This is a genomic window from Bradyrhizobium sp. LTSP849 (genome assembly GCF_000938255.1).
Taxonomy (GTDB): domain Bacteria; phylum Pseudomonadota; class Alphaproteobacteria; order Rhizobiales; family Xanthobacteraceae; genus Bradyrhizobium.
This window is the reverse complement of record NZ_JYMR01000053.1, coordinates 331,782-352,292: the sequence shown is the minus strand read 5'-3', so window position 1 is coordinate 352,292 and position 20,511 is coordinate 331,782. Positions and strand designations below refer to the sequence as shown.

The 20,511-nt window shown below is 64.0% G+C and carries 20 protein-coding genes; 10 read left to right on the top strand and 10 right to left on the bottom strand.

Going from position 1 to position 20,511, the window contains the following annotated elements:
- Positions 1–68 precede the first annotated feature (68 nt).
- Genes UB31_RS35275 through UB31_RS35265 form a run of 3 tightly spaced genes read left to right on the top strand, consistent with a single transcriptional unit; the run spans position 69 to position 2,861 of the window.
- Positions 69–836 (top strand): YdcF family protein, encoded by a 768-nt coding sequence (locus tag UB31_RS35275; RefSeq protein WP_045014156.1) that lies wholly within the window; start codon positions 69–71, stop codon positions 834–836.
- A gap of 54 nt (positions 837–890) precedes the next feature.
- Complete coding sequence (locus tag UB31_RS35270) at positions 891–1,673, top strand: DUF169 domain-containing protein (RefSeq protein WP_045003221.1); 783 nt, start codon at positions 891–893, stop codon at positions 1,671–1,673.
- Positions 1,674–1,682: 9 nt separating this feature from the next.
- The gene (locus tag UB31_RS35265) at positions 1,683–2,861 is read left to right on the top strand and encodes a saccharopine dehydrogenase family protein (protein ID WP_045014155.1); all 1,179 of its coding nucleotides are present in this window, start codon (positions 1,683–1,685) and stop codon (positions 2,859–2,861) included.
- Between the two features lie 133 nt (positions 2,862–2,994).
- On the opposite strand, the gene UB31_RS35260 is transcribed toward UB31_RS35265, so the two are convergent.
- A complete protein-coding gene (locus UB31_RS35260; protein WP_045014154.1) occupies positions 2,995–4,191 on the bottom strand; it encodes an FAD-dependent monooxygenase in 1,197 nt (398 codons plus the stop codon).
- Positions 4,192–4,338: 147 nt separating this feature from the next.
- Between UB31_RS35260 and UB31_RS35255 the strand changes: the two genes are divergently transcribed.
- Positions 4,339–4,815 (top strand): MarR family winged helix-turn-helix transcriptional regulator, encoded by a 477-nt coding sequence (locus tag UB31_RS35255; protein WP_045014202.1) that lies wholly within the window; start codon positions 4,339–4,341, stop codon positions 4,813–4,815.
- On the opposite strand, the gene UB31_RS35250 is transcribed toward UB31_RS35255, so the two are convergent.
- The 3 genes from UB31_RS35250 to UB31_RS35240 all read right to left on the bottom strand — a co-directional run bounded on the left by UB31_RS35250 (position 4,784) and on the right by UB31_RS35240 (position 9,002).
- A complete protein-coding gene (locus tag UB31_RS35250) occupies positions 4,784–6,040 on the bottom strand; it encodes an O-antigen ligase family protein (protein WP_045014153.1) in 1,257 nt (418 codons plus the stop codon). The two genes, UB31_RS35255 and UB31_RS35250, sit on opposite strands and share 32 nt — an antisense overlap.
- Before the next feature lie 161 nt (positions 6,041–6,201).
- Complete coding sequence (locus UB31_RS35245) at positions 6,202–7,749, bottom strand: undecaprenyl-phosphate glucose phosphotransferase (protein ID WP_045014152.1); 1,548 nt, start codon at positions 7,747–7,749, stop codon at positions 6,202–6,204.
- A gap of 119 nt (positions 7,750–7,868) precedes the next feature.
- A complete protein-coding gene (locus UB31_RS35240; protein WP_045014151.1) occupies positions 7,869–9,002 on the bottom strand; it encodes a glycosyltransferase family 4 protein in 1,134 nt (377 codons plus the stop codon).
- A 202-nt stretch (positions 9,003–9,204) separates the two neighbouring features.
- Between UB31_RS35240 and UB31_RS35235 the strand changes: the two genes are divergently transcribed.
- Positions 9,205–11,445, top strand: a complete 2,241-nt coding sequence (locus tag UB31_RS35235; RefSeq protein WP_045014150.1) for a GumC family protein — start codon at positions 9,205–9,207, stop codon at positions 11,443–11,445.
- A 107-nt stretch (positions 11,446–11,552) separates the two neighbouring features.
- Here the strand turns inward: UB31_RS35235 and UB31_RS35230 are convergent, their stop codons facing one another.
- On the bottom strand, positions 11,553–12,734 hold the full coding sequence (locus UB31_RS35230) for a GNAT family N-acetyltransferase (protein ID WP_045014149.1): 1,182 nt from the start codon (positions 12,732–12,734) through the stop codon (positions 11,553–11,555).
- A gap of 129 nt (positions 12,735–12,863) precedes the next feature.
- On the opposite strand from UB31_RS35230, the gene UB31_RS35225 reads away from it, so the two are divergent.
- On the top strand, positions 12,864–13,907 hold the full coding sequence (locus UB31_RS35225; protein ID WP_045014148.1) for a polysaccharide deacetylase family protein: 1,044 nt from the start codon (positions 12,864–12,866) through the stop codon (positions 13,905–13,907).
- Here UB31_RS35225 and UB31_RS35220 read toward each other — a convergent pair.
- Positions 13,897–14,118 (bottom strand): DUF2842 domain-containing protein, encoded by a 222-nt coding sequence (locus tag UB31_RS35220; protein WP_045003154.1) that lies wholly within the window; start codon positions 14,116–14,118, stop codon positions 13,897–13,899. The genes UB31_RS35225 and UB31_RS35220 overlap by 11 nt on opposite strands.
- Before the next feature lie 96 nt (positions 14,119–14,214).
- Between UB31_RS35220 and UB31_RS35215 the strand changes: the two genes are divergently transcribed.
- Positions 14,215–15,297, top strand: coding sequence for a COX15/CtaA family protein (locus UB31_RS35215; RefSeq protein ID WP_045014147.1), 1,083 nt, complete (start codon positions 14,215–14,217; stop codon positions 15,295–15,297).
- Here the strand turns inward: UB31_RS35215 and UB31_RS35210 are convergent.
- The 4 genes from UB31_RS35210 to UB31_RS35195 all read right to left on the bottom strand — a co-directional run bounded on the left by UB31_RS35210 (position 15,294) and on the right by UB31_RS35195 (position 18,679).
- Complete coding sequence (locus UB31_RS35210) at positions 15,294–15,638, bottom strand: hypothetical protein (protein ID WP_045014146.1); 345 nt, start codon at positions 15,636–15,638, stop codon at positions 15,294–15,296. The genes UB31_RS35215 and UB31_RS35210 overlap by 4 nt on opposite strands.
- Before the next feature lie 120 nt (positions 15,639–15,758).
- A complete protein-coding gene (locus UB31_RS35205; RefSeq protein ID WP_045003151.1) occupies positions 15,759–17,039 on the bottom strand; it encodes an O-acetylhomoserine aminocarboxypropyltransferase in 1,281 nt (426 codons plus the stop codon).
- 129 nt (positions 17,040–17,168) lie between these two features.
- Complete coding sequence (locus UB31_RS35200) at positions 17,169–17,753, bottom strand: CoA-binding protein (RefSeq protein WP_045014145.1); 585 nt, start codon at positions 17,751–17,753, stop codon at positions 17,169–17,171.
- A 101-nt stretch (positions 17,754–17,854) separates the two neighbouring features.
- Positions 17,855–18,679 (bottom strand): enoyl-CoA hydratase, encoded by an 825-nt coding sequence (locus UB31_RS35195; RefSeq protein ID WP_045014144.1) that lies wholly within the window; start codon positions 18,677–18,679, stop codon positions 17,855–17,857.
- 99 nt (positions 18,680–18,778) lie between these two features.
- Between UB31_RS35195 and UB31_RS35190 the strand changes: the two genes are divergently transcribed.
- The 3 genes from UB31_RS35190 (at position 18,779) to rpsI (ending at position 20,310) form a co-directional block, all read left to right on the top strand.
- Positions 18,779–19,207, top strand: coding sequence for a PaaI family thioesterase (locus UB31_RS35190; RefSeq protein ID WP_045003148.1), 429 nt, complete (start codon positions 18,779–18,781; stop codon positions 19,205–19,207).
- A gap of 159 nt (positions 19,208–19,366) precedes the next feature.
- Positions 19,367–19,831: a 50S ribosomal protein L13 gene (rplM, locus tag UB31_RS35185; RefSeq protein WP_018455120.1), complete on the top strand. Its 465-nt coding sequence runs from the start codon at positions 19,367–19,369 to the stop codon at positions 19,829–19,831.
- Positions 19,832–19,833: 2 nt separating this feature from the next.
- Positions 19,834–20,310, top strand: coding sequence for a 30S ribosomal protein S9 (gene rpsI / locus UB31_RS35180; protein ID WP_045014143.1), 477 nt, complete (start codon positions 19,834–19,836; stop codon positions 20,308–20,310).
- The last annotated feature ends 201 nt before the right edge of the window (positions 20,311–20,511 follow it).

Here is a 20,511-nt window from a genome sequence, read left to right as displayed (position 1 = left end):
TCCATCGGCTCGATCATTTCAGCGAGGTTGTCCTGTTCTTCGTCCTTTCCAAGACGCTTGGCGCCGCAGTGCTGCCGATCAATTTGCTGATCGAGCTCGGGATCATCTCGGTCGTGCTGATGGCAACGCGCTTTGCCGGGCTCGGCCGGAAGTTGGCCGCGACCACGCTGGTCCTGCTTGCGCTTGCCGCCTTTTCGCCACTCGGCAATCTCGTGCTCTATCCGCTGGAGTCGCGCTTTCCCCCGTGGGATCCGTCGCGCGGAGCGCCCGACGGCATCATCGTGCTGGGCGGTTCCGTCGATACCGATCTCTCGGCGGCGCATAACACGCCAGTCGTGCCTCGTGCGGCCGATCGTCTGTTCGCAGCGGCCGAGCTGGCGCGACGTTTTCCGAATGCGCGTGTCGTCTTTACCGGCGGCTCTGCGAGCCTGGTCATGGGTGCCGCCAGGGAGGCCGACTACTCTGCCCCGATTTTGGAGAATCTAGGTATCCCGAAGGATCGTCTGATCCTGGAACGGAATTCGCGCAACACATACGAGAATGCGATCTTTACCAAGCAATTGGTGCAGCCAAAACCGGGCGAGCGATGGCTCCTGGTCACGTCGGCCTTCCACATGCCGCGTTCGGTGGGGATCTTCCGCAAGGCCGGTTTCGACGTCGAGGCTTATCCCGTGGATTGGCGGATGGGCGGGCGTGATGATTTGTTCTCTTTCACCAACTACGGCACGGAAGGTTTAAACCGAACCGACGTGGCCGCGCGCGAGTGGATCGGGCTCGTGGCCTACCGCCTGATGGGCAGGACTTCCGATTTGCTTCCAGGCCCGGCGAAGGACTAGAAACGACGAGAATACGAAGATGATCGGCGCATGATCGCCGGCCCGGAGGACGCCATGCAACAGCAGAATGCAGAGATGATCGATCTTGCCGGCCTCGTGGCCGATCTCAACAACCTGTTGCGGCTGAAGACGACGGTGATCGGCATGAAGCTGTTCGCGCGCGCTGCGGACATGGAGGCGATCCCGAAGATCCGGCGTCCGAATGCGGTCCACACCACCGACCAGATCGTCAGCATGGCCTCACGCCTGGGATGGACTGTCGGCATCACTGCCGACGATCTCGTGGGTGCGCAGTGCCGCGCGGTGATCGGGCTTAGCCCCCAGGACGACAAATGGCTCGCTGGCGAAAACTATGTCGGCGTCTGGCATGGCACGGCGGAGGACGCGCGCAAGCGCCAGGAGGCGCTGGACGTGGTTCCGTTCGGCCAGTACCAGGCGCTCGCGGTGAGCCCGCTTGCAAGCGGCCGGCTCGATCCGCCCGACATCTGCCTCGTCTATGCGACGCCAGGACAGATGATCATCCTGATCAACGGGCTGCAATATACCGGTTACAAGAAGTTCGAATGGGGCGTGGTCGGCGAGACCGCGTGCGCGGATTCCTGGGGGCGGGCGCTGAAAACCGGCGAGCCCAGCCTATCCTTGCCATGCTATGCCGAACGGCGCTATGGCGGCGTGCCGGACGAGGAGATGCTGATGGCCCTGAAGCCTTCGCATCTCGCCAAGGCGATCGAGGGGATGAAGGCGCTGGCCAAAAACGGCCTGCGCTATCCGATTCCGCCCTACGGGATTCAAAGCGACGTCCGTGCCGGCATGGGCGTGAGTTACGCGAAGAAGTAAAGGTCGACCATGAGCTCTACGAAATTCGACATCGTCGTCTATGGCGCGACCGGCTTTACCGGCCAACTCGTCGCCGAATATCTGACTCTGCACTACAAGGGCGACCACGGGCTCAAATGGGCGATGGCAGGCCGTAGCCTCGGCAAGCTGAAATCGGTGCGCGATGCGATCGGCGCGCCCGGGAATACGCCGCTGATTGTCGCGGATGCGTCGGACGCCGCCTCCCTGAGGGCGATGGCGGAGCAGACGATGTCGGTGATCACCACCGTCGGCCCGTATCAGCTCTATGGCGAGGAACTGCTCGCGGCCTGCGTCGCAACGGGCACCGATTATTTCGATCTCTGCGGCGAGCCGATCTGGATGCGGCAGATGATCGACAAGTACGAGGCGGAAGCCAAGGCGAGCGGCGCGCGCATCGTGTTCTCCTGCGGCTTCGATTCCGTGCCGTTCGAGCTCGGCGCGTTCTTCGTGCAGGAAGAGGCCAAGCGTGTGCTCGGTGGGCCGACCTTGCGCGTGAAGGGCCGCGTGCGCGACATGCGCGGCACGCTCTCGGGCGGCACCGCGGCGAGCGCGAAGGCGACGTTCGATGCGGTCGCCAAGGACATCAGCCTCATCACGATCCTGAACGATCCCTTTGCGCTGACGCCCGGGTTCACCGGTCCGAAGCAGCCGAGGGGCAACAGGGCGGCCCTCGAGGAAGATCTGCAATCCTGGGCCGCGCCGTTCATGATGGCGCTGATCAACACCCGCAACGTCCATCGCTCCAACATGCTGATGGGCTTCCCCTACGGCCAGGACTTCGTCTACGACGAGATGGTCTTGACCGGTCCCGGCGAGAAGGGCGAGGCCAACGCCAAGCGCGTGATGGCTGCGAACGCCGAGAAGACCGGCCCGAACGCACCGAAGCCGGGCGAGGGGCCTTCAAAGGAAGAGCGCGACAACGGCGGCTTCGATCTGCTCTATGTCGCGATCGCGCCTGACGGCCGTCAAATCCGCGCCGGCGTCACCGGTGACCGCGATCCCGGCTACGGTTCAACCTCGAAGATGATCTCCGAATGCGCGATCTGCCTGTTGCGCGATGTGACGGATGTGCCGGCCGGATTCTGGACGCCGGGCGCAGCGATGCAGCACAAGCTGATCAGGCGGTTGCAAGAGCATGCGGGACTGACGTTTGGGGTGGAAAGCTAGCGGCTGCGTCAAAGACGGTGTCATGCCCCGCGAAGGCGGGGCATCCAGTACGCCGCGGCCTCTCGGTTCAATCACTACAGTCTCTGGAATACTGGATCGCCCGCCTTCGCGGGCGATGACACCGTGATCGTCGCTACACCGCCCGCGCGTCATACGCGTACATGAAATCCATGCTCTTCGAGCCCAGCGGCAACAGCCATTTCATCATCTGATTCCTGACCCAGGCGCCGGTGGCGCTGAATTCTCGCTTCCTGTTGCCGTTGCGGCGGGCCAGCGCGACGATCTTCTCGGCGCGCGGGCGACGCTCGGCCTCGAAGTTCTGGAAGGTGACACCGAGCTCCTGGCCGTCCTGCATCAGACGGGCGAGCCGCATCGCGTCTTCCAGTGCCAGCGAGGCACCCTGGCCGGCATGCGGGCTCGTCGCATGCGCGGCGTCGCCAATCAGCAGCGAGCGCTTGCGCGACCAGGTCGGCAAGGTGGCGACGTCGAGCGTATCGGTGACCACGATGTTCTCGGCCGCCTCGATGATATCCGGGATAGGATCGTGCCAGCCGTGATGGAAGCCGCGCAGATGCTGCTTCAGCGTCGTCTCATCGAGCGCGCGGAACATCGCGGCATCCATGCCATGTGAAGGCTGGGTGCTCCACCACATCACGCCGTCGCTCGGATCCGGGCTGCAATAGCCGTAGCCGAAGAAGCCGCTCTGCCCGAACGTGGTCTCGACGTGTTGGCCGATCGGCCTGCCGTTGAGCACCGCATGCGGCACGAAGCCGCCGAAGCCGATCAGGCCGGTATTGAACGGGACGGGTCCGTCGGGGATTACCTGGCGCCGCGCCACCGAGTGCACGCCGTCGGCGCCGATCAGGAAATCGCCTTCGGCGGTGGTACCGTCGGCGAAATAGGCGACGATCGGCTGGTCGCCACGGTCCTCGATCTTGATCAGCCGCTTGTCGAAATAGAGCGAGACGCAGGAACACCAGGCCTTGTCGATCAACATCTCGTTCAGCGATGCGCGGCAGACGTTGACCGAGGGCTGGCCGAAGCGCCGCGCCATGTCGCGGTTGATCGAACCGAGCCTTCGGCCTTCCTGCGAGTAGAAGTCGAAGGAATCCGCGATGGAGCCGCGGCTGATCAACTCGCCGGCAAGTCCGATCTCATCCATGACATGCATGCCGTTCGGCGCGATTTGGAGGCCGCCGCCGATGCCCTTGGAGTAGGGCCACGCTTCGTAGATCGCGGACTCGATGCCGGCGCGGCGCAGCAGGATCGCGGTGACGGGACCGGCGATGCCGGCGCCGATGATCAGGGCCTTGCGGGGACGGTTGGACATGGCTTGCTCCGGATGCTTCCGTGGTGATAGGAGAAATTACGGTCGCTAAATCTCTTAGCAACTAAGATATATATCGACTAAGATATGAGGTCAGCCTTGTCAAGGACGAAGGCGCGCGCGAAATTGTTGCAGGAGGTCGAGGAGGCGATGCGCCGGTCGTCCGCGCAGGGCGTGCTCTATGGCCAGACCGTTGCGAACGTTGCCGGAATTGCCAATTCCGATCTCGAATGCATGGACATCCTGTACCTAGAGGGACGCGTCACCGCAGGCCGGCTCGCCGAGGTCACGGGGCTCACGACCGGCGCCATCACCGGCGTGGTCGACCGGCTCGAGAAGGCTGGCCTTGTGCGTCGTGAGCGCGACGAGACCGACCGCCGCAAGGTTTTCATCGCCGTCGTGCCGGAGAAGGCCATGAAGATTGGCGAGCTTTATGTGCCGATGCAGCAGGCGATGGAGAAGGTCTGGAGCGCTTATTCGGACGAGGAGCTGCGGCTGCTGCTGCGTTTCGCGACCGAGGGCTACAAGGGCGTGCTGGCGGCGACCGCGGCGCTGAAGGGCCTGCTTGATACACCGCCGGAGAAGCGTCCCGATCTCAAGCTGAAGAAGCGTCCTCGCCAGCCCTGATCTTGTAGGCCTGTGCGGCTGCGATCATGCCCCACATCGCGCCCAGCATCATCCAGAAGTGCCGCCAGTGGTCGGTGTCGATCACAAAACTCTCGCCGACGGTGCCGACGAAGGCAGAGAAGACGGCAAGATAAGCGCGCTGCCAGGGCACGCGCACGAAGATATGACGAAAACCCATGATCACGGTGGTGAAGACCAGCGCCGGATAGCACACGCCGGAGAGCCAGCCGCCGGACATGAAGGCGTTCAGGTAGGAATTGTGAGTGTCCTCCGGAAAGAAGCGATGGAATTGCAGCGGGCCGATGCCGAACGGCAGGTCGAGCGCCATCTCCGCGCCGAGGATGTGCCGGCCGAACCGGCCGAAGCGTCCCTCGTCATAGCTCTGGTCGAAGCTCGCGCGCTGCTTGAACATCTCGGCGATGCTGTCGAATGACAGCAGCACCGCGATCAGCGCCAGGCCCAGCACCGCGGCAACGATCGCCATGATGATGATGCGCGAGCGCTGCGTGTTGGTGCGGCTGGTCAGCACCATTAGCGCCAGCATGAACGCTGAGGTCAGGACCAGTCCGCCCCAGGCGGCGCGGGAGAAGGCGAGCAGGATCGCCAGCGACATGATTACAAAGCCGATGACGTTGCGGAGTGCCTTGCCGAGCTTGTCCGAGACCACGCTCTGGAGCGAGAACAGCGCCGGCAGGATCAGGAAGGCGCCGAGCACGTTCGGGTCCTTGAAGGTGCCGCGCGCGCGCTCGTAGAGCGTGAAGAGGTCATGGCCGCCGGGAACGAGGTTGAAGTAGCCCACGATCGCCGAGACCGAGGCGACCATTGCGCCGACCACGAGGCCACGGCGCAGCATGTCGAGTCGCGCCGCCGTGTCTTCGGACATGACCATGGCGAAGAACACCACGGTCACCGCCATGTACCAGGAGGTCGCGATCCAGCTTGCAACTTCGGACTGCTCGAGCAGCGGGATTGCGCTGATGGTGTAACCGATATTGAGCAGGACCAGTGCCAGCAGTAGCGGCATCAGCACGAGCTTGAGCCGCAGGCCGGTGGCGAAGAAGGTGACGGTGGCCAGCAGCGTCACGATCTCGTACGGGCTGGGCTCGATGAAGACGATGGCGCCGGAGGCGCCGACCAGCCACACCAGCGCGCGCTGAAGGGCCAGCACGCCGGGCGCAGCCGGTGCGGCTACGTTCATTTCCCCGGCTGTCGCCGCATACGCCATTATACGCTCACACGCCTACGCAACTGGTACACACACGCTAGCTGTCATCGCCCGGCTTGACCGGGCGATCCAGTACTCCGCGGCGCGCATTGGAGAAAACGGCTGGCGCTGCGGAGTACTGGATGCCCCGGTCAAGCCGGGGCATGACGGAGAAAATCAACTCAATACGCGTTCTCGTTCTTGGTCAGCAGCGAGATCGGCGTCTTCAGGAGAATGTAGAGGTCGAACAGCACCGACCAGTTCTCGATGTAATAGAGGTCGAACTCGACGCGCTTCTGGATCTTCTCTTCATTGTCGATTTCGCCGCGCCAGCCGTTGATCTGGGCCCAGCCGGTGATGCCGGGTTTGACGCGGTGGCGGGCGAAATAGCCGTCGACGGCCTCGTCGAACAGCCGGCTCTGAAGCTTGCCCTGCACGGCGTGCGGGCGCGGGCCGACCAGGGAGAGATTGCCGGAGAACAGCACGTTGAAGAGCTGCGGCAGCTCGTCGAGGCTGGTCTTGCGGATGAAGCGACCGACGCGGGTGACGCGCGGATCGTTCTTGGTCACGACCTTCGACGCGGTCGGGTCGGCCTGGTGATGATACATCGAGCGGAACTTGTAGACGTCGATGCGCTCATTGTTGAAGCCGAACCGCTTCTGCCGGAACAGGACGGGACCGGGACTGTCGAGCCTCACTGCCAAGGCCACCAGTGCCATCACCGGAAGCGCGGCGAGCAGCGCGAGGCCACCGACGATGCGGTCGAACAGCCATTTCATCACCAGATCCCAGTCGGTGATCGGCGCCTCGAACACGTCGAGCGTCGGCACCTCGCCGAGATAGGAATAGGAGCGGGGACGGAAGCGCAGCTTGTTGGTGTGCGCGGAGAGGCGGATGTCGACCGGTAGCACCCAGAGCTTCTTCAGCATCTCCAGGATGCGCGTCTCCGCCGAGATCGGCAAAGCGAACAGCACGAGATCGACGCGGGTGCGGCGGGCGAATTCGACGATGTCGTCGACCTTGCCGAGCTTGCGCGCGCCGGCGCAGGTGTCGAGCGCGCGACTGTCGTTGCGGTCGTCGAACACGCCGAGCACATGGATGTCGGAATCCTCCTGCGCGTTGAGCGCCTCAACCAGCTTCTCGCCGTTGAGGTCGGAGCCGACGATGATGGTGCGGCGGTCGAGCCGGCCCTGGCGCGCCCAGTTGCGCACGAGCGAGCGGAGGACAAGGCGCTCGGCGACCAGCGCCGCGAGGCCGAGGAAATAGAACGCGGCAAGCCACAGCCGCGAGATATCGCTGCCGAATTTCGCGAAGAAAGAAATGCCGATAAACAGCAGGAAGACGAACGACCAGGACGAGATCATCCGCGTCATCTGCCGGAGCTGCCCGCGGAACAGCTGAACCTGGTAGATGTCGGCGGCCTGAAAGCAGACCACGGCGGCGACCGCGACGGCGATGACCTCCGCCGGATAAACCCAGCTGAAGCCGGACAGTGGCATGACATAGCCGACAAACAGGGCGATGCCGACGAGGCTCAGCAGCACGAAGTCGGCAGCGCGCACGACGCCGGTGATCACGATCGGCGAATAGGCACGGGCGACCTTCTGGTTGACGACATCGAGCGCAGCCGACGTCAGCCGGCGGCGGCGTTCGACGAAGGCTGTTTCAGCCGGCTTGGCCGCGGCGCTGGTCGCGGCATCGAGCATCGAGCGTGCGTTGAGCGGTTCCACGGGCGTCCACGTCCATTCCAACAGCCCAGGGCCACGGCTGTACGTCCCGGGCGGGCATCCCCCAGGCTCATCGGATAACGGACAAATCGGAAGATTCTCTAAAGCGGCCTTAAGGATGGTTAATGATTTGCAAATGCGGCGCGGTAACCCGCGAGCACGCCGTCGACCATGGCCTGCTGGGAGAAGTGCGCCGATATCCGCTCGCGGAGCGATGTCGCACGCTGCGCTGTTCCTTGCGGGTTTTCGAGCGCGGCTGCGATCGCCTCGGCCATGGCCTCGGCGTTGCTCGCTGCGAACAGCGCCGGGCTCTCGCTGCCAAAGATCTCGGGGATGCCGCCGACGCGCGCCGCGATCATGGGGATGCCGGCCGCACCCGCCTCGATCACGACATAAGGCATGGAATCGCCGCGCGAGGGCACGACCAGGAGCCGCCCCTTGGAAAAGCCGTAGCGTGCCTTGACGTGGCCGATGAAGCGGATCGCGCCGCCAAGGCCGAGCTTCTCCACTTGCGCCTTCAGCGCGGCGGTCTCTTCGCCATCGCCGCCGAGCGTCAGCGTGACCTTCTTGCCGCCCGCGTGCAGTCGCGCCACCGCATCGACCAGCAGGTCGGCGCCCTTGATGTGCCGGAACTCGCCGACATAGGCGAGGTCGGTGGCATCATCGGCGATGATGACGGGTTCGAATTCTTCGGGCGTTACGCCGTTGAAGACGCAATGCACCACGCCCTTGGGCGTGCCGACGATGCGCTGATAGGTGTCGCGGGCAAAGGCGCTCTCGAACAGGAACAAGTCGGTCGCATCCATCAGCGTCCGCTCGAGCCGCGCGTAAAACTCGCCCTTCAGGGTGTTGAGCGGGTAGTGCAGCGAGCCGCCATGCGGGGTGTAGATGCGGATGGTGTCGTCGGCGCGCCGCCGCATGCGGACGAAGGCGCCGGCCTTGGCGCCGTGGCCGTGCATGACGTCGGGCTTGAGCTTGCCGATCAGGCGCCGCATCCGAAGCCACACCATAAAGTCTTCCGGTGATGGTTCGCGGCGGATCGCGATCCGATGCACGCCGAGCTTCAGCCTTGGCGCGAGCTCAGCCAGCGCCTTGTCGGCGCGCTCGCCGCCGGTGAGGCTGTCAGCGAGAATTCCGACATGATGGCCGCGATCGACCTGGCCGTTGGCGAGGTCAAGGATATGACGAATGATGCCGCCGACCGGAGCGCGAACGGCGTGGAGGATGCGAAGCGGCTGGTCGGGAGAGGGGGGCATGATTAAAACCAGCGCTCGACGGCGAATGCCGAACAAAGTTCTCGAAATATCGAGATAGATTAAGAGCCCTCGTGGTTAACAAACGATGACGAGCGCGCATGCGCCGGTCGCGGGATGCCGCGATTAACCCAGCGGCAACCTTAATGGAGTGTAATCGCCCCGGTTGAGGTAGATCAGTGGCGTTGCCCTGCGGGAGTGTTCGATGCGTTTAGCGTTCTGGCGTGCCGGCAAGGACAAGGCGGTCGTCGAGCGGGCTGTGTCGAAGCTTAAAGCCGAAGCCAGGCCTGAGATCGAGCCCAAGGTTGAAGCCAAACCGGCGCCCGTTGCCGTGAAGCCGGCGCCAGCCGAATCCGGTGACATCGATCTGCACGCGCTCGGCGGCGCGCTGGCGCGCAAGCGCAGCTGGATCATCGTGCCGACGGTGCTGGCCCTCGTCGCGTCGGTCGCCATCGTCAATCTCATCACGCCACGCTACAAGTCCGAATCGCGCATCCTGATCGACGGCCGCGAAAACGTATTCCTGCGGCCGAGCAGCGACCGCAGCACCGAGGAGCGACAGGCGCTCGACCCCGAGGCCGTGACGAGCCAGGTCCAGCTCGTGCTGTCGCGTGATCTCGCGCGCGAGATCATCAGGAAGAACAAGCTTGCGGAGCGGCCGGAATTCGATCCGGTGCTGCAAGGCGTCTCGCCGCTGAAATCGCTTGCGGCGCTGGTCGGCATCGGCCGCGATCCGTTCTCGATGACGCCGGAAGAGCGCGTGCTCGACGCCTATTACGATCGCCTCCAGGCCTATGCCGTCGACAAGTCGCGCGTGATCGTGGTCGAATTCCAGTCGCAGGATCCCGATCTCGCCGTGCGCGTCGCCAATTCGATCGCCGACGGCTATCTCGTGCTCCAGCAGAACGCGCGCCAGGACCAGGCGCGCAACGCCAGCCAGTGGCTTTCGGGCGAAATCGAGAGTCTGCGCAAGAAGGTGTCTGACGCCGAGGCCAAGGTCGAGGATTTCCGTTCCAAGTCGTCTCTCTTCGTCGGCACCAACAACACCACCCTGTCGAACCAGCAGATGGGTGAGGTCAACACCCAGCTCAACAACGCGCGCTCGATGAGGGCGGACGCGGAATCCAGGGCGCGGCTGATCAAGGAGATGCTCCAGAGCGGCAAGCCGATCGAGGCGTCCGAGGTCGTGAACTCCGAATTGATGCGGCGGCTGTCGGAGCAGCGCGTGACGCTGCGGGCGCAGCTCGCCGAACAATCGTCCACGCTGCTTGGCAATCACCCGCGGATCAAGGAGCTGAAGGCGCAGCTCGGCGATCTCGACAACCAAATTCGCGACGAGGCGGCCAAGATTTCGCGCTCGCTCGAAAGCGACGCGCGGATCGCCGGCGGCCGGGTTGACAATCTGACCACGAGCCTCGATCAGCTCAAGAAGCAGGCGACGTCGACCAACGGCCAGGACGTCCAGCTCCGCGCGCTCGAGCGTGAGGCCAAGGCGCAGCGCGACCTGCTCGAGACGTATCTTGGGAAGTATCGCGAGGCCAGCACCCGCGAGAGCATCGATACCGCGCCGACGGAAGGCCGCATCATTTCGCGCGCCATCGTCTCGAACACGCCGGCCTATCCGAAGAAGCTGCCGATCGTGCTGATCGCGACGCTGGCGACGCTGCTGCTCTCGTCCGGTCTCGTCGTCACCGGCGAACTCCTGCGCCAGACCGCGCCGCGTGCCGTTGCCGCGCTGATTCCGGCGGCGGCAGTGGTTCGTCATGAACCCGTCGTCGATCCCGTGGTGGCGGAATCCGCGCCGCTACAGCCGGAGATGACGGCCGATGCGGTTGTCAGCGAATTCGCGGAGATCGGGCAATTGGCCGAGAACCTGCGCGCCGCGGGTGCTGCGGCAAAGAAGATCACGGTGCTCGGCACCGCATCGGGCGATGCCATCACGCTGTCGACGCTGACGCTCGCCCGCCATCTGGCGCGCGATGCCCGCGTCGTCGTGGTCGATCTCGCCGGATCTTCGCCGACGATTGCCGCAGTGTCCGCCGATCCGATGGCTCCCGGCCTTGCCGAGCTGATGCAGGGCGAAGCTACGTTTGCGCAAGTGATCACCAAGGACAGGCTCTCGCGGCTGCAACTGGTTGCGGCCGGCCGTCCAGGCTTCGACCGCAGTCTGCTTCAATCGCCGCGGGTCACGCTTGCGATCGACGCGCTGCTGCGCGCCTACGATCACGTGCTGATCGATGCCGGAAGTGCCTCCGATCTGCCGGCGGAACTGCTGACGGCGAATGCCCGCGCCGTCGTGGTGCCCGATGCGTCGATGGAACCGGATGCGCGCGCGCTGATGTGCGAGCAGCTGAGGGCGGTTGGTTTCAGCGAGGTGACGATGCTCAGCAGGCCGGTGCAGCCGTCGGATGCCGGCGAGCCCGCACCGCGCGTGGTGGCGGCGTAGGCTATTCTAAAGCGCGATGAGATTAGGATGAATCGTCATCGCGCTTTAGGTTATTATTTGAGCATGATCTTTTCGGAAAACCGCTTCGCACTTTTCCGGATCATGCTTTAGCCGAACGCCTGGCGCAGCCTTCGTGCCAGGTCGAACAGCATCTGGTTCTGCTTCACCAGCCGCTTGCCGTGGTTGAGCGAGGACATCGCCATCGCCGCGAGCTTGCCGCGCGGGGTCAGGGGGACGAAGCTGTCAAAAATGTCCTCGTCATCCTTGCAGAACATCCGCTTGTACTCGTCCGAGCCGATGCCGAGGTCGAGCGAGCGGTAGCCACGCTCGGCGTAGCGGTCGATGATGTTGCGCATCAGGATCAGGCCGGGGCTGTAGCGCGCATGCTCCGACAGCGTGTAGGTGTTGAACATCATCGAGAAGCGCTGGCCATCGGCGACGCCGGCGAAGATCGCGATGACTTCGTCGTCGCATTCGAGCGCGTGGACGTCGATGACGCGGCCTTCGCCGCGCGTCGAAAGGCATGCGCTGCGGATGAACTGTTCGACGCCCGGCTCGGCGAACACGTTCGGCAGCTTCTGTTCGGCCATCCGCGCCGGCTTGATGCGGAAGAACCAGTCGAGCAGGCGGGTGACGTCCGCATCGGTGGTGGCGAGGTGATAGCGATAGCCGGCGAGTGCCTGGAGCTTCTTCTCCTTGCTCTTGAGGCGGCGGCGGAAGGAATTGCTGATCCGGGACGCCGGCGGGCCACCGGGCTCCATCACCAGCAGCGGGCAGCCGTTGATCGCGCTCTGCCTCGGCAGCAGCGCGAACGGGTTCTGCTGGTCGTGCCAGCGCTTGGGCTGTTGCATCAGCGAGAGCACGTCGACATGCCCGCGCAACGGCGCAACCAGCGCGTCGAGATCAGCGACGACCGCCTGCGCGGCGAACTCGGCGTTCCACAGCCCCATGTTGAAGGTCGTATGCTTGCCGCCCATGAAGCAGGCGGTGCGCACGCCATGACTTTGGCGGAGCGACAGCGGCAGCAGCGCGAGCGGCTTTTGCTCGGCATCTCGGGCAATCACGATGAAGGGCAGCGCGCCTTCGTGGCTCCCAACCAGCCGCTGCCAGGGGCTCAACATATCGAACCGTTGATAGGGCGTGGAGAGATGGCCGGGTTCTTCGAAGGCGCGCCAGACCGGCTCGGCCTGGCCGAGATCGGCGACGATGTCGACATGCGCGATGCGGCTCGCTTTCGACCGCGCTGGCGCTTCTGCCGTCCGGCTTTGCATCGCCGCAGCCATGGTCATTCGCGAAACCTGTCGAGAAATCAAAAAATGCGTATTTCGGCTTGTGGCCGACCTTTGCAAAGAAAGGTCAACAAAGGGTAATGACAATAAGCGAGGGAACAGGCCGCCGGCCTACGCGAAGGTGGGATATTGGCATCCGACGACAGATGGCTGGAGCGGTTGCGGCTTGAACTGGCCTGGTTCACCGGCCAGCCGTTGCTGCGCAGCCGCGGCGAGGGCGCCATCCTGCGCTTCGAGCGGGTGCGGCCACGGCGGAGCGGTGCGTTCCAGCCGTTGCGCGAAAACGAGATCACGCCGCAATTCCTCGATCGCACCATTCGCGCGCTGAAGCGCTGGAAGTATGACTTTATTGGCATGGACGAGGTCTGCCGGCGCGCGGTGACGTTGCCGGAGAAACGGCGCTTCGTGGCGCTCACCTTCGATGGCGCTGCCAAGGACCTCATCAGCTTTGCCTATCCGATATTGGCGCGCCACGCGGTTCCGTTCACTGTCTACGTTCCGACCGCCTTTCCCGATGGCGTCGGCGAAGCGTGGTGGCTCGGGCTCGAACAGGTGATTGCGCGCGAGAGCCGCCTCAGCCTGATGATGGGTGACAGGGAGCAGCGCTTCACCGTCACAGGCAATGCCGAGAAGCAGGCGCTGTTCTCGTTCGTCGAGGGCTGGTTGCGCTCGCTGACGCCGGCGCAGCTGTCGGCTGCGATCGCCGATCTCTGCACCCGCTACCGGATCGATCTCGCCACGCTCTCGCGCGAAGCGTCGATGAATTGGGAGGATCTGGCGAAGCTCGCAGCCGATCCGCTGGTGACGATCGGCAATGCGACCGTGAACTATCCCGTTCTCGCCAACATGAAGGACACGGCTGCGCTGCGCGAGATCACGATGGGCAAGGCGGTCGCGGAAGCGGCCTTCGGCCGCGAGATACGGCATCTGGCGTTTCCGTTCGGCGATCGCGCCTCGTTCCGGCGCACCCACGTCGTGATGGCGGAGGAGGCCGGCTTTGCCAGCGCGGTGTCGACGCTGCCGGGCATCGTGGATGCGGAGGGGCGCACCAATCTGCGCGCGCTGCCGCGGATTTCCTGGGACGGAAGGGTACGCTCGCTGCGCATGATGCGCGTCCTGGTGTCCGGAATTGCGTTTCCGCCGGTAAAACCGACCGGCGCCGTTACGAACTAGATTTGGCGCGGTCGGGCCGCTGCATCCAGCTCACGATCGGCATCGCCGGCAGCACCCAACCCATGCCGACCACCACGTAATAGATCGCCTGCCGCCAGCCGGACTCCGCGATCCACGGCATCTGCGCCGCCGCCATGCCGAGCAGGGCCCAGACGGTGGCCAGCACCAGGAGCAGGATGGCGCCGAGGAACTTGCGGGTGCGGATCGTCATGGCGGAATATTGCGGCTTTCGCGTAACTTGCGCTGCGGGAGCGGGGGACTATAAGGGGCACGCAGTCCGGTTCAAGCCTTGGTTTCGACCCCTGACATGACGACGAATTCCGCCTTGACCAAGCCGCATCGCGCCGTGCGCTGGTGGCTGATTTCCGTAGCCGCCTTGATCGCGCTGATGGTGCTGGTCGGAGGTGCGACGCGCCTGACGGAATCCGGTCTCTCGATCGTCGAATGGAAGCCGGTCACCGGCAGCATGCCGCCGCTTTCAGAGGCGCAGTGGACCGACGCCTTCGAGGCCTACAAGAAGATCCCGCAATATCGCGAGCTCAACGCCGGCATGAGCCTGTCCGAGTTCAAGGAGATCTTCTGGTGGGAATGGAGCCACCGGCTGCTCGGCCGTTTCATCGGCATCGCCTATCTGCTGCCATTCCTGTTCTTCCTGTGGCGCGGCGGCTTGTCCGGTGAATTGAAGCGGCGGCTGTGGTTCTTGTTTGCACTCGGCGGGCTCCAGGGCGCAGTCGGCTGGTGGATGGTGGCTTCGGGCCTCTCCGAGCGCGTCGAGGTGTCGCAATATCGGCTGGCGACACATCTGGTGCTCGCTCTCCTGATCTTCGCCGGCATCGTCTGGACTGTGCGGCGGCTTGCAGACCGGCCGCAGATCGCAGCGCCCGCGCGGCTGCGGTTGACGAGCGGGTTGCTTCTCGTCGTGACCTTCGTCCAGATCTATTTTGGCGCGCTGGTTGCGGGCCTGCGCGCGGGGCGCGCCTACAACACCTGGCCTCAGATCGACGGCGCGTTCATTCCGCCCGCGGACCGGCTGTGGTTCGAGACGCCGTGGTGGCGCAACATGTTCGACAATGTGCTGACCGTGCAGTTCGAGCACCGCATGACGGCCTATGCGCTGTTCGCGCTCGCGGCGCTGCACGCGTTAGATGCGGTGCGGTCTCGCGCAGGTTCGGTGGCGAGTGGCGCGCTCTGGCTGTTGGGCGCGGTGAGTTTGCAGGCGGTGCTTGGCATCCTTACGCTGCTCAATCAGGTACCGATTGACCTCGCGCTTTCGCACCAGGCCGTCGCGATCGTGGTGCTCACGCTTGCGGTGATGCAGGCGGAGCGGCTGGCCTCACGGCAAAGCGCGGAAGCACAGCCGCGCGTGGTTCCAGTGGGGCAGCCCGGCTAGCAATAGCCGTAGATGCCGCACGAGTACGGCAGTCGCCAGAAATAATCGACCTGCTTGCCGCCGTAATACGAGCCCTGATAGTCGTAGTCCCAGGGACGGCCGTAATTGCCCGGCAGCGTATGCGAGCCCGGCAGCAGCGGCGTGCCCGGCAGGTTGCGAATGTAGCTGCCGATGCCATAGGCCGGCGAGATCAGCGCGTCCGGATCGGTTTCGACATAGACTTTTGGCGGCTCTTGCTGCGGAGCGGCGGCCCGCCGTTTCGGCGTGGCCGGCAGATCGGCGGCGAGCGCGCTTGACACCGTCAGCATCGCCGCAAGGGCAGGCACCATCCAGCGCAGCATCGTCGGCTCCGAATCAAAAAGGGCGATCCAAGGACGATGTATGCGGCAGATATGGTTAATGACTGTTAACGAGGGCGCGTTCCGGGGCGCGCTTTCGCATGCCTCGGACGGCAAGGAATACTAAGCCGCCAGCGCCTGTTCCAGATCGGCGATCAGGTCTTCCTTGTCCTCGATGCCGATCGAGAGCCGCACCACGTCGGGACCGGCGCCGGACTTGACCTTGGCGGCGTCGTCGAGCTGGCTGTGCGTGGTCGAGGCGGGATGGATGACGAGCGAGCGGGTGTCGCCGACATTGGCCAGATGCGAGAACAGCTGCAATTTCGACACCAGGCTGACGCCGGCGTCATAGCCGCCCTTCAGGCTGAAGGTGAACACCGCGCCCGCGCCCTTCGGCGCATATTTGCGCGCGAGCTGGTTGTACTTGTCGCTGGCAAGGCCCGAATAATTCACCGCGGCCACCGCCGGATGACCGGCGAGGAATTCGGCCACCGCCTTGGCGTTGTCGCAGTGCTTCTGCATGCGCAGCGGCAGCGTCTCGATGCCGGTGAGGATCATGAAGGCATTGAACGGCGACAGCGCCGGGCCAAGATCGCGCAGGCCGAGCACGCGGCAGGCGATCGCGAAGGCGAAATTGCCAAAGGTCTCCTGGAGGCGGATGCCGTGATATTCCGGCCGCGGCTCGGAGAGCATCGGATATTTGCCGCCCGTCGACCAATCGAAGGTGCCGGCATCGACGATGATGCCGCCGAGCGAATTGCCGTGGCCGCCCAAAAATTTCGTCAGCGAGTGCACGACGATGTCGGCGCCGTGGTCGATTGGGCGGATCAGATAGGGTGAGGCCAGCGTGTTGTCGACGATCAGCGGCACGCCCGCCTTGCGCGCCACCGTCGAGATCGCCTCGATGTCGGTGATGCTGCCGGCGGGATTGGCGATGGACTCGATGAAGATAGCCTTGGTGCGCGGCGTCACCGCGCGCTCGAAGCTTGCGACATCATCGGGATCGGCCCACACCACGTTCCAGCCAAAGCTCTTGAACGCGTGGGCGAACTGGTTGATCGAGCCGCCATAGAGTTTTCGCGCGGCGATGAATTCGTCGCCGGGTTGCATCAGTTGCTGCAACACCACGACCTGCGCGGCATGGCCCGAGGCAACCGCGAGCGCGGCGGTGCCGCCTTCAAGCGCGGCGACGCGTTCTTCCAGCACGGCATTGGTCGGGTTGCCGATGCGGGTATAGATGTTGCCGAACGACTGCAATCCGAACAGCGAAGCGGCGTGGTCGGCGTCGTTGAAGACGAAAGACGTCGTTTGATAAATCGGAGTCGCGCGCGCACCGGTGGTGGGATCGGGCTGTGCACCGGCATGCACGGCGAGGGTTGAAAATCCCGGAAGGCGATCGCTCATTGAGGGCGTCCTGTTCTTGTGGTCTGAAATCGCGCGGCATGCTGATCGTCACAGCGCCCGCCGTCAAGCTGCGGCTTCACATCGTGCTACGCATTGTCGCGTGCGCGAAATCGATCCTTCGCAATTGCGTCAGCTTCGCTCGGTCTTGTTTTTGGCGGCGCGATCCGAGGCCGCGGTCTCGCCACCGCCGACACTCATCCGATTGAGGGATAGCCGCATGCCCTGCGTCGGTGCCGGCGGGCGCTTGGAACTCAGCGTGCGCGAATTCACACCCATCCAGGAAATCTCGGACGACAAGCGGCCATATTCGATTTTTGGGCACCGGTTCATCACCACCTTGATGCCGGCCGCTTCGGCCTTTTCTGCCGCCGCATCGTCACGCGCCCCCAGTTGCATCCAGATCACCTTCGGCAGCGGATCGAGCGTCAGGGCTTCCTCGACCACGGGCATGATGTGGCTGGAGTTGCGGAAGATGTCGATCATGTCGATGGGCTGGCCGATATCGGAGAGCGAGGCAACAAAGGGTTTTCCGAGCAGGTCCTTGCCGACATGGCCCGGATTGACCGGGATCATGTCGTAGCCGCGCTGCGCCAGATACTTGAACGCAAAATAGCTCGGCCGCACATTTTGCGGCGAGGCGCCGACCATTGCGATCGACTTCACGCTGTTGAGGATGCCGCGGATGTAATTGTCGGGATAGGCGTCGTGGTTCATCTGTCGTCTTTTCTTGTTGTCATTGCGAGCGAAGCGAAGCAATCCAGACTGTCACCGCGGAGGAATCCTGGATTGCTTCGCTTCGCTCGCAATGACGGGAGTCACTCATCCCGCCATGTCGGCGTGCGCTTCTCGATGAAGGCGCCGATGCCTTCCTCGGCGTCGCGCGCCATCATGTTCTCGGTCATCACCTCTGCCGCATAGCGATAGGCGTCCGCAAGGCTCATCTCGGCCTGGCGGTAGAATGCTTCCTTGCCGAGCTTGACGGTGTAGGCCGATTTCAGCGCGACCTGCTGCGCGAGCTCAATCGCGGCGTCGCGCTCGGTGCCGGCGGCGACCACGCGGTTGACGAGGCCGATCTCGCGGGCACGTGCGGCCGGGATCGGCTCACCCGTCAGCAGCATCTCCATCGCCTGCTTGCGCGGCACGTTGCGCGACAGCGCCACCATCGGTGTCGAGCAGAACAGGCCGATGTCGACGCCGGGCGTGGCAAAACTCGCCGCTTCCGACGCGATCGCAAGGTCGCAGCTCGCCACGAGCTGGCAGCCGGCCGCAGTTGCGATGCCCTGGACGGCGGAGACCACGGGTTTTGGCAGATGCACGATCGCCTGCATCATCGCGCTGCAAGCGTTCATCATCTCAGCAAAGAAGGCGCGGCCGCGATCGGGATCGCTGCGGCGTGCCGTCAGCTCCTTCATGTCGTGGCCGGCGGAGAAGGCGGGGCCATTAGCCGCGATCACCACGCCGCGGATCGCCTTGTCGTCGCGGATCTCATTGAGCTCGGCATGCAGGCTTGCGATCATCGCCTCCGATAGGCTGTTGCGGGCGGCCGGGCGGTTGAGCGTCAGAACCGCGATGCTGCCGATTGTCTCGCGCAACAGGATCGGCGGTTGCGGAGAGGGGGCGCGGGCTGCCTGGGCGGACATTGAAGCGTTTCCGGTTGGATTATTGCACTTGGATGACGCAGATGGATGATGCAGATAACCTAATGTAACAGGCGACGTGAAGCGAGGGTGAGGCGTGGTATGGCATTAGCGAAAATGAGCGTGGCGGAGCTTGAGCAGTTTCTCCGCGACGAGTTTCCCCAGGCCTTCAGCGGCGACGACATCACGATCGAGAGCGCGGATGGCCAGACCTGCCTCCTGCGCCAGCGCTACGGCGAAAAGATGCTGCGGCCCGGCGGAACCGTGTCGGGCCCAACGCTGATGGCACTGGCCGATTTCGCGATGTACGTGGTGCTGCTGTCGGCGATCGGGCCGATCGGGCTCGCGGTCACCACCAATCTCAACATCAATTTCCTGCGCAAGGGCCAGCCCGGGCAGGACGTGCTGGCGGAGGCGCGGCTTCTCAAGCTCGGCAAGCGCCTGGCGGTCGGGGAGGTGAACCTGTTGTCCGGGACCTCGCCCGATCCGATCGCTCATGTCACATCGACCTATTCCATTCCAAATGTTTGAGCTTTTTGCGGGTATTATAGCACCATAATTTTAAGATACTGATTTCGCTTGTCTATTTTGCGCTCTCGGGCATTGACCGTTACGCGCCACTTCTTTAGAAAACCGCGCAGTCCGGTGCGGTGTTCGCGCCGATATCTCCCCGTCCACGGAAACTCCGATATGAAAACCTTTTCGGCAAAGCCGGCTGAGGTGACGAAGAAGTGGGTGCTGATCGACGCCAAGGGTCTGGTCGTCGGCCGCCTCGCCACCATCGTCGCCATGCGCCTGCGCGGCAAGCATCTCCCGACCTACACGCCTCACGTTGATTGCGGCGACAACATCATCATCATCAACGCCCAGCATGCGGTCCTCACCGGCCGCAAGCGCGAGCAGAAGACCTACTATAAGCACACCGGCTATGTCGGCCACGTCAAGGAGCGCACCGCGCGCCAGATCCTCGAGGGCAAGCATCCCGAGCGCGTGCTCGAGAAGGCCGTCGAGCGCATGATCCCGCGTGGTCCGCTCGGTCGCGTCCAGATGGGCAACCTCCGCGTTTACGGCGGCGCCGATCATCCGCACGAGGCCCAGACGCCCGAGAAGATCGACATCGCCAAGTTGAACCGCAAGAACACGAGGGCCGCATAATCATGGCCGAATCCATTCAGTCGCTCGACCAGCTCTCGCAGCTCAAGACGGCGACGCCCGATGCGCCCAAGCACGAGAAGAAGGTCGACAAGTTCAACCGCGCCTACGCCACCGGCAAGCGCAAGGACGCGGTCGCCCGCGTCTGGATCAAGCCGGGTGCCGGCAAGGTCACGGTCAACGCGCGCGAGGTCGAGGTCTATTTCGCTCGTCCCGTGCTGCGCATGATGATCGAGCAGCCGTTCTCCGTGGCCGCGCGTTCCGGCCAGTACGACGTGATCTGCACCGTCGCCGGCGGCGGTCTGTCCGGCCAGGCTGGTGCCGTCCGTCACGGCATCTCCAAGGCGCTGACCTATTTCGAGCCGGAGCTGCGTACCGTGCTCAAGAAGGGCGGCTTCCTCACCCGCGACTCGCGCGTGGTCGAGCGCAAGAAGTACGGCAAGGCCAAGGCCCGCCGGTCCTTCCAGTTCTCGAAGCGTTAATCGCTTCGGTCACATTCGCCGCGAAAGCGGCTTCAATGAAATGCAAAAGGGCGCTGATTTCAGCGCCCTTTTTGTTGTTCGTTTGTACGCAAATTGATGACGAGTTTCCCGAAAACTTGGCCTCGCGTGAAAACCTCAATGGAACTCGCCGGACATAGCGTCGCATCTGGAAGGGCGCGCAAGTCGGATGTGCCGATCGCG

Excerpts from the sequence above, each read along its gene's own strand:
- UB31_RS35270 (WP_045003221.1), top strand. The coding sequence starts at position 891 with ATGCAACAGCAGAATGCAGAGATGATCGATCTTGCCGGCCTCGTGGCC.
- UB31_RS35265 (WP_045014155.1), top strand. The coding sequence starts at position 1,683 with ATGAGCTCTACGAAATTCGACATCGTCGTCTATGGCGCGACCGGCTTT.
- UB31_RS35260 (WP_045014154.1), bottom strand. The coding sequence starts at position 4,191 with ATGTCCAACCGTCCCCGCAAGGCCCTGATCATCGGCGCCGGCATCGCC.
- UB31_RS35255 (WP_045014202.1), top strand. The coding sequence starts at position 4,339 with ATGCGCCGGTCGTCCGCGCAGGGCGTGCTCTATGGCCAGACCGTTGCG.
- UB31_RS35250 (WP_045014153.1), bottom strand. The coding sequence starts at position 6,040 with ATGGCGTATGCGGCGACAGCCGGGGAAATGAACGTAGCCGCACCGGCT.
- UB31_RS35240 (WP_045014151.1), bottom strand. The coding sequence starts at position 9,002 with ATGCCCCCCTCTCCCGACCAGCCGCTTCGCATCCTCCACGCCGTTCGC.
- UB31_RS35235 (WP_045014150.1), top strand. The coding sequence starts at position 9,205 with ATGCGTTTAGCGTTCTGGCGTGCCGGCAAGGACAAGGCGGTCGTCGAG.
- UB31_RS35230 (WP_045014149.1), bottom strand. The coding sequence starts at position 12,734 with ATGACCATGGCTGCGGCGATGCAAAGCCGGACGGCAGAAGCGCCAGCG.
- UB31_RS35220 (WP_045003154.1), bottom strand. The coding sequence starts at position 14,118 with ATGACGATCCGCACCCGCAAGTTCCTCGGCGCCATCCTGCTCCTGGTG.
- UB31_RS35215 (WP_045014147.1), top strand. The coding sequence starts at position 14,215 with ATGACGACGAATTCCGCCTTGACCAAGCCGCATCGCGCCGTGCGCTGG.
- UB31_RS35210 (WP_045014146.1), bottom strand. The coding sequence starts at position 15,638 with ATGCTGCGCTGGATGGTGCCTGCCCTTGCGGCGATGCTGACGGTGTCA.
- UB31_RS35205 (WP_045003151.1), bottom strand. The coding sequence starts at position 17,039 with ATGAGCGATCGCCTTCCGGGATTTTCAACCCTCGCCGTGCATGCCGGT.
- UB31_RS35200 (WP_045014145.1), bottom strand. The coding sequence starts at position 17,753 with ATGAACCACGACGCCTATCCCGACAATTACATCCGCGGCATCCTCAAC.
- UB31_RS35195 (WP_045014144.1), bottom strand. The coding sequence starts at position 18,679 with ATGTCCGCCCAGGCAGCCCGCGCCCCCTCTCCGCAACCGCCGATCCTG.
- UB31_RS35190 (WP_045003148.1), top strand. The coding sequence starts at position 18,779 with ATGGCATTAGCGAAAATGAGCGTGGCGGAGCTTGAGCAGTTTCTCCGC.
- rplM (WP_018455120.1), top strand. The coding sequence starts at position 19,367 with ATGAAAACCTTTTCGGCAAAGCCGGCTGAGGTGACGAAGAAGTGGGTG.
- rpsI (WP_045014143.1), top strand. The coding sequence starts at position 19,834 with ATGGCCGAATCCATTCAGTCGCTCGACCAGCTCTCGCAGCTCAAGACG.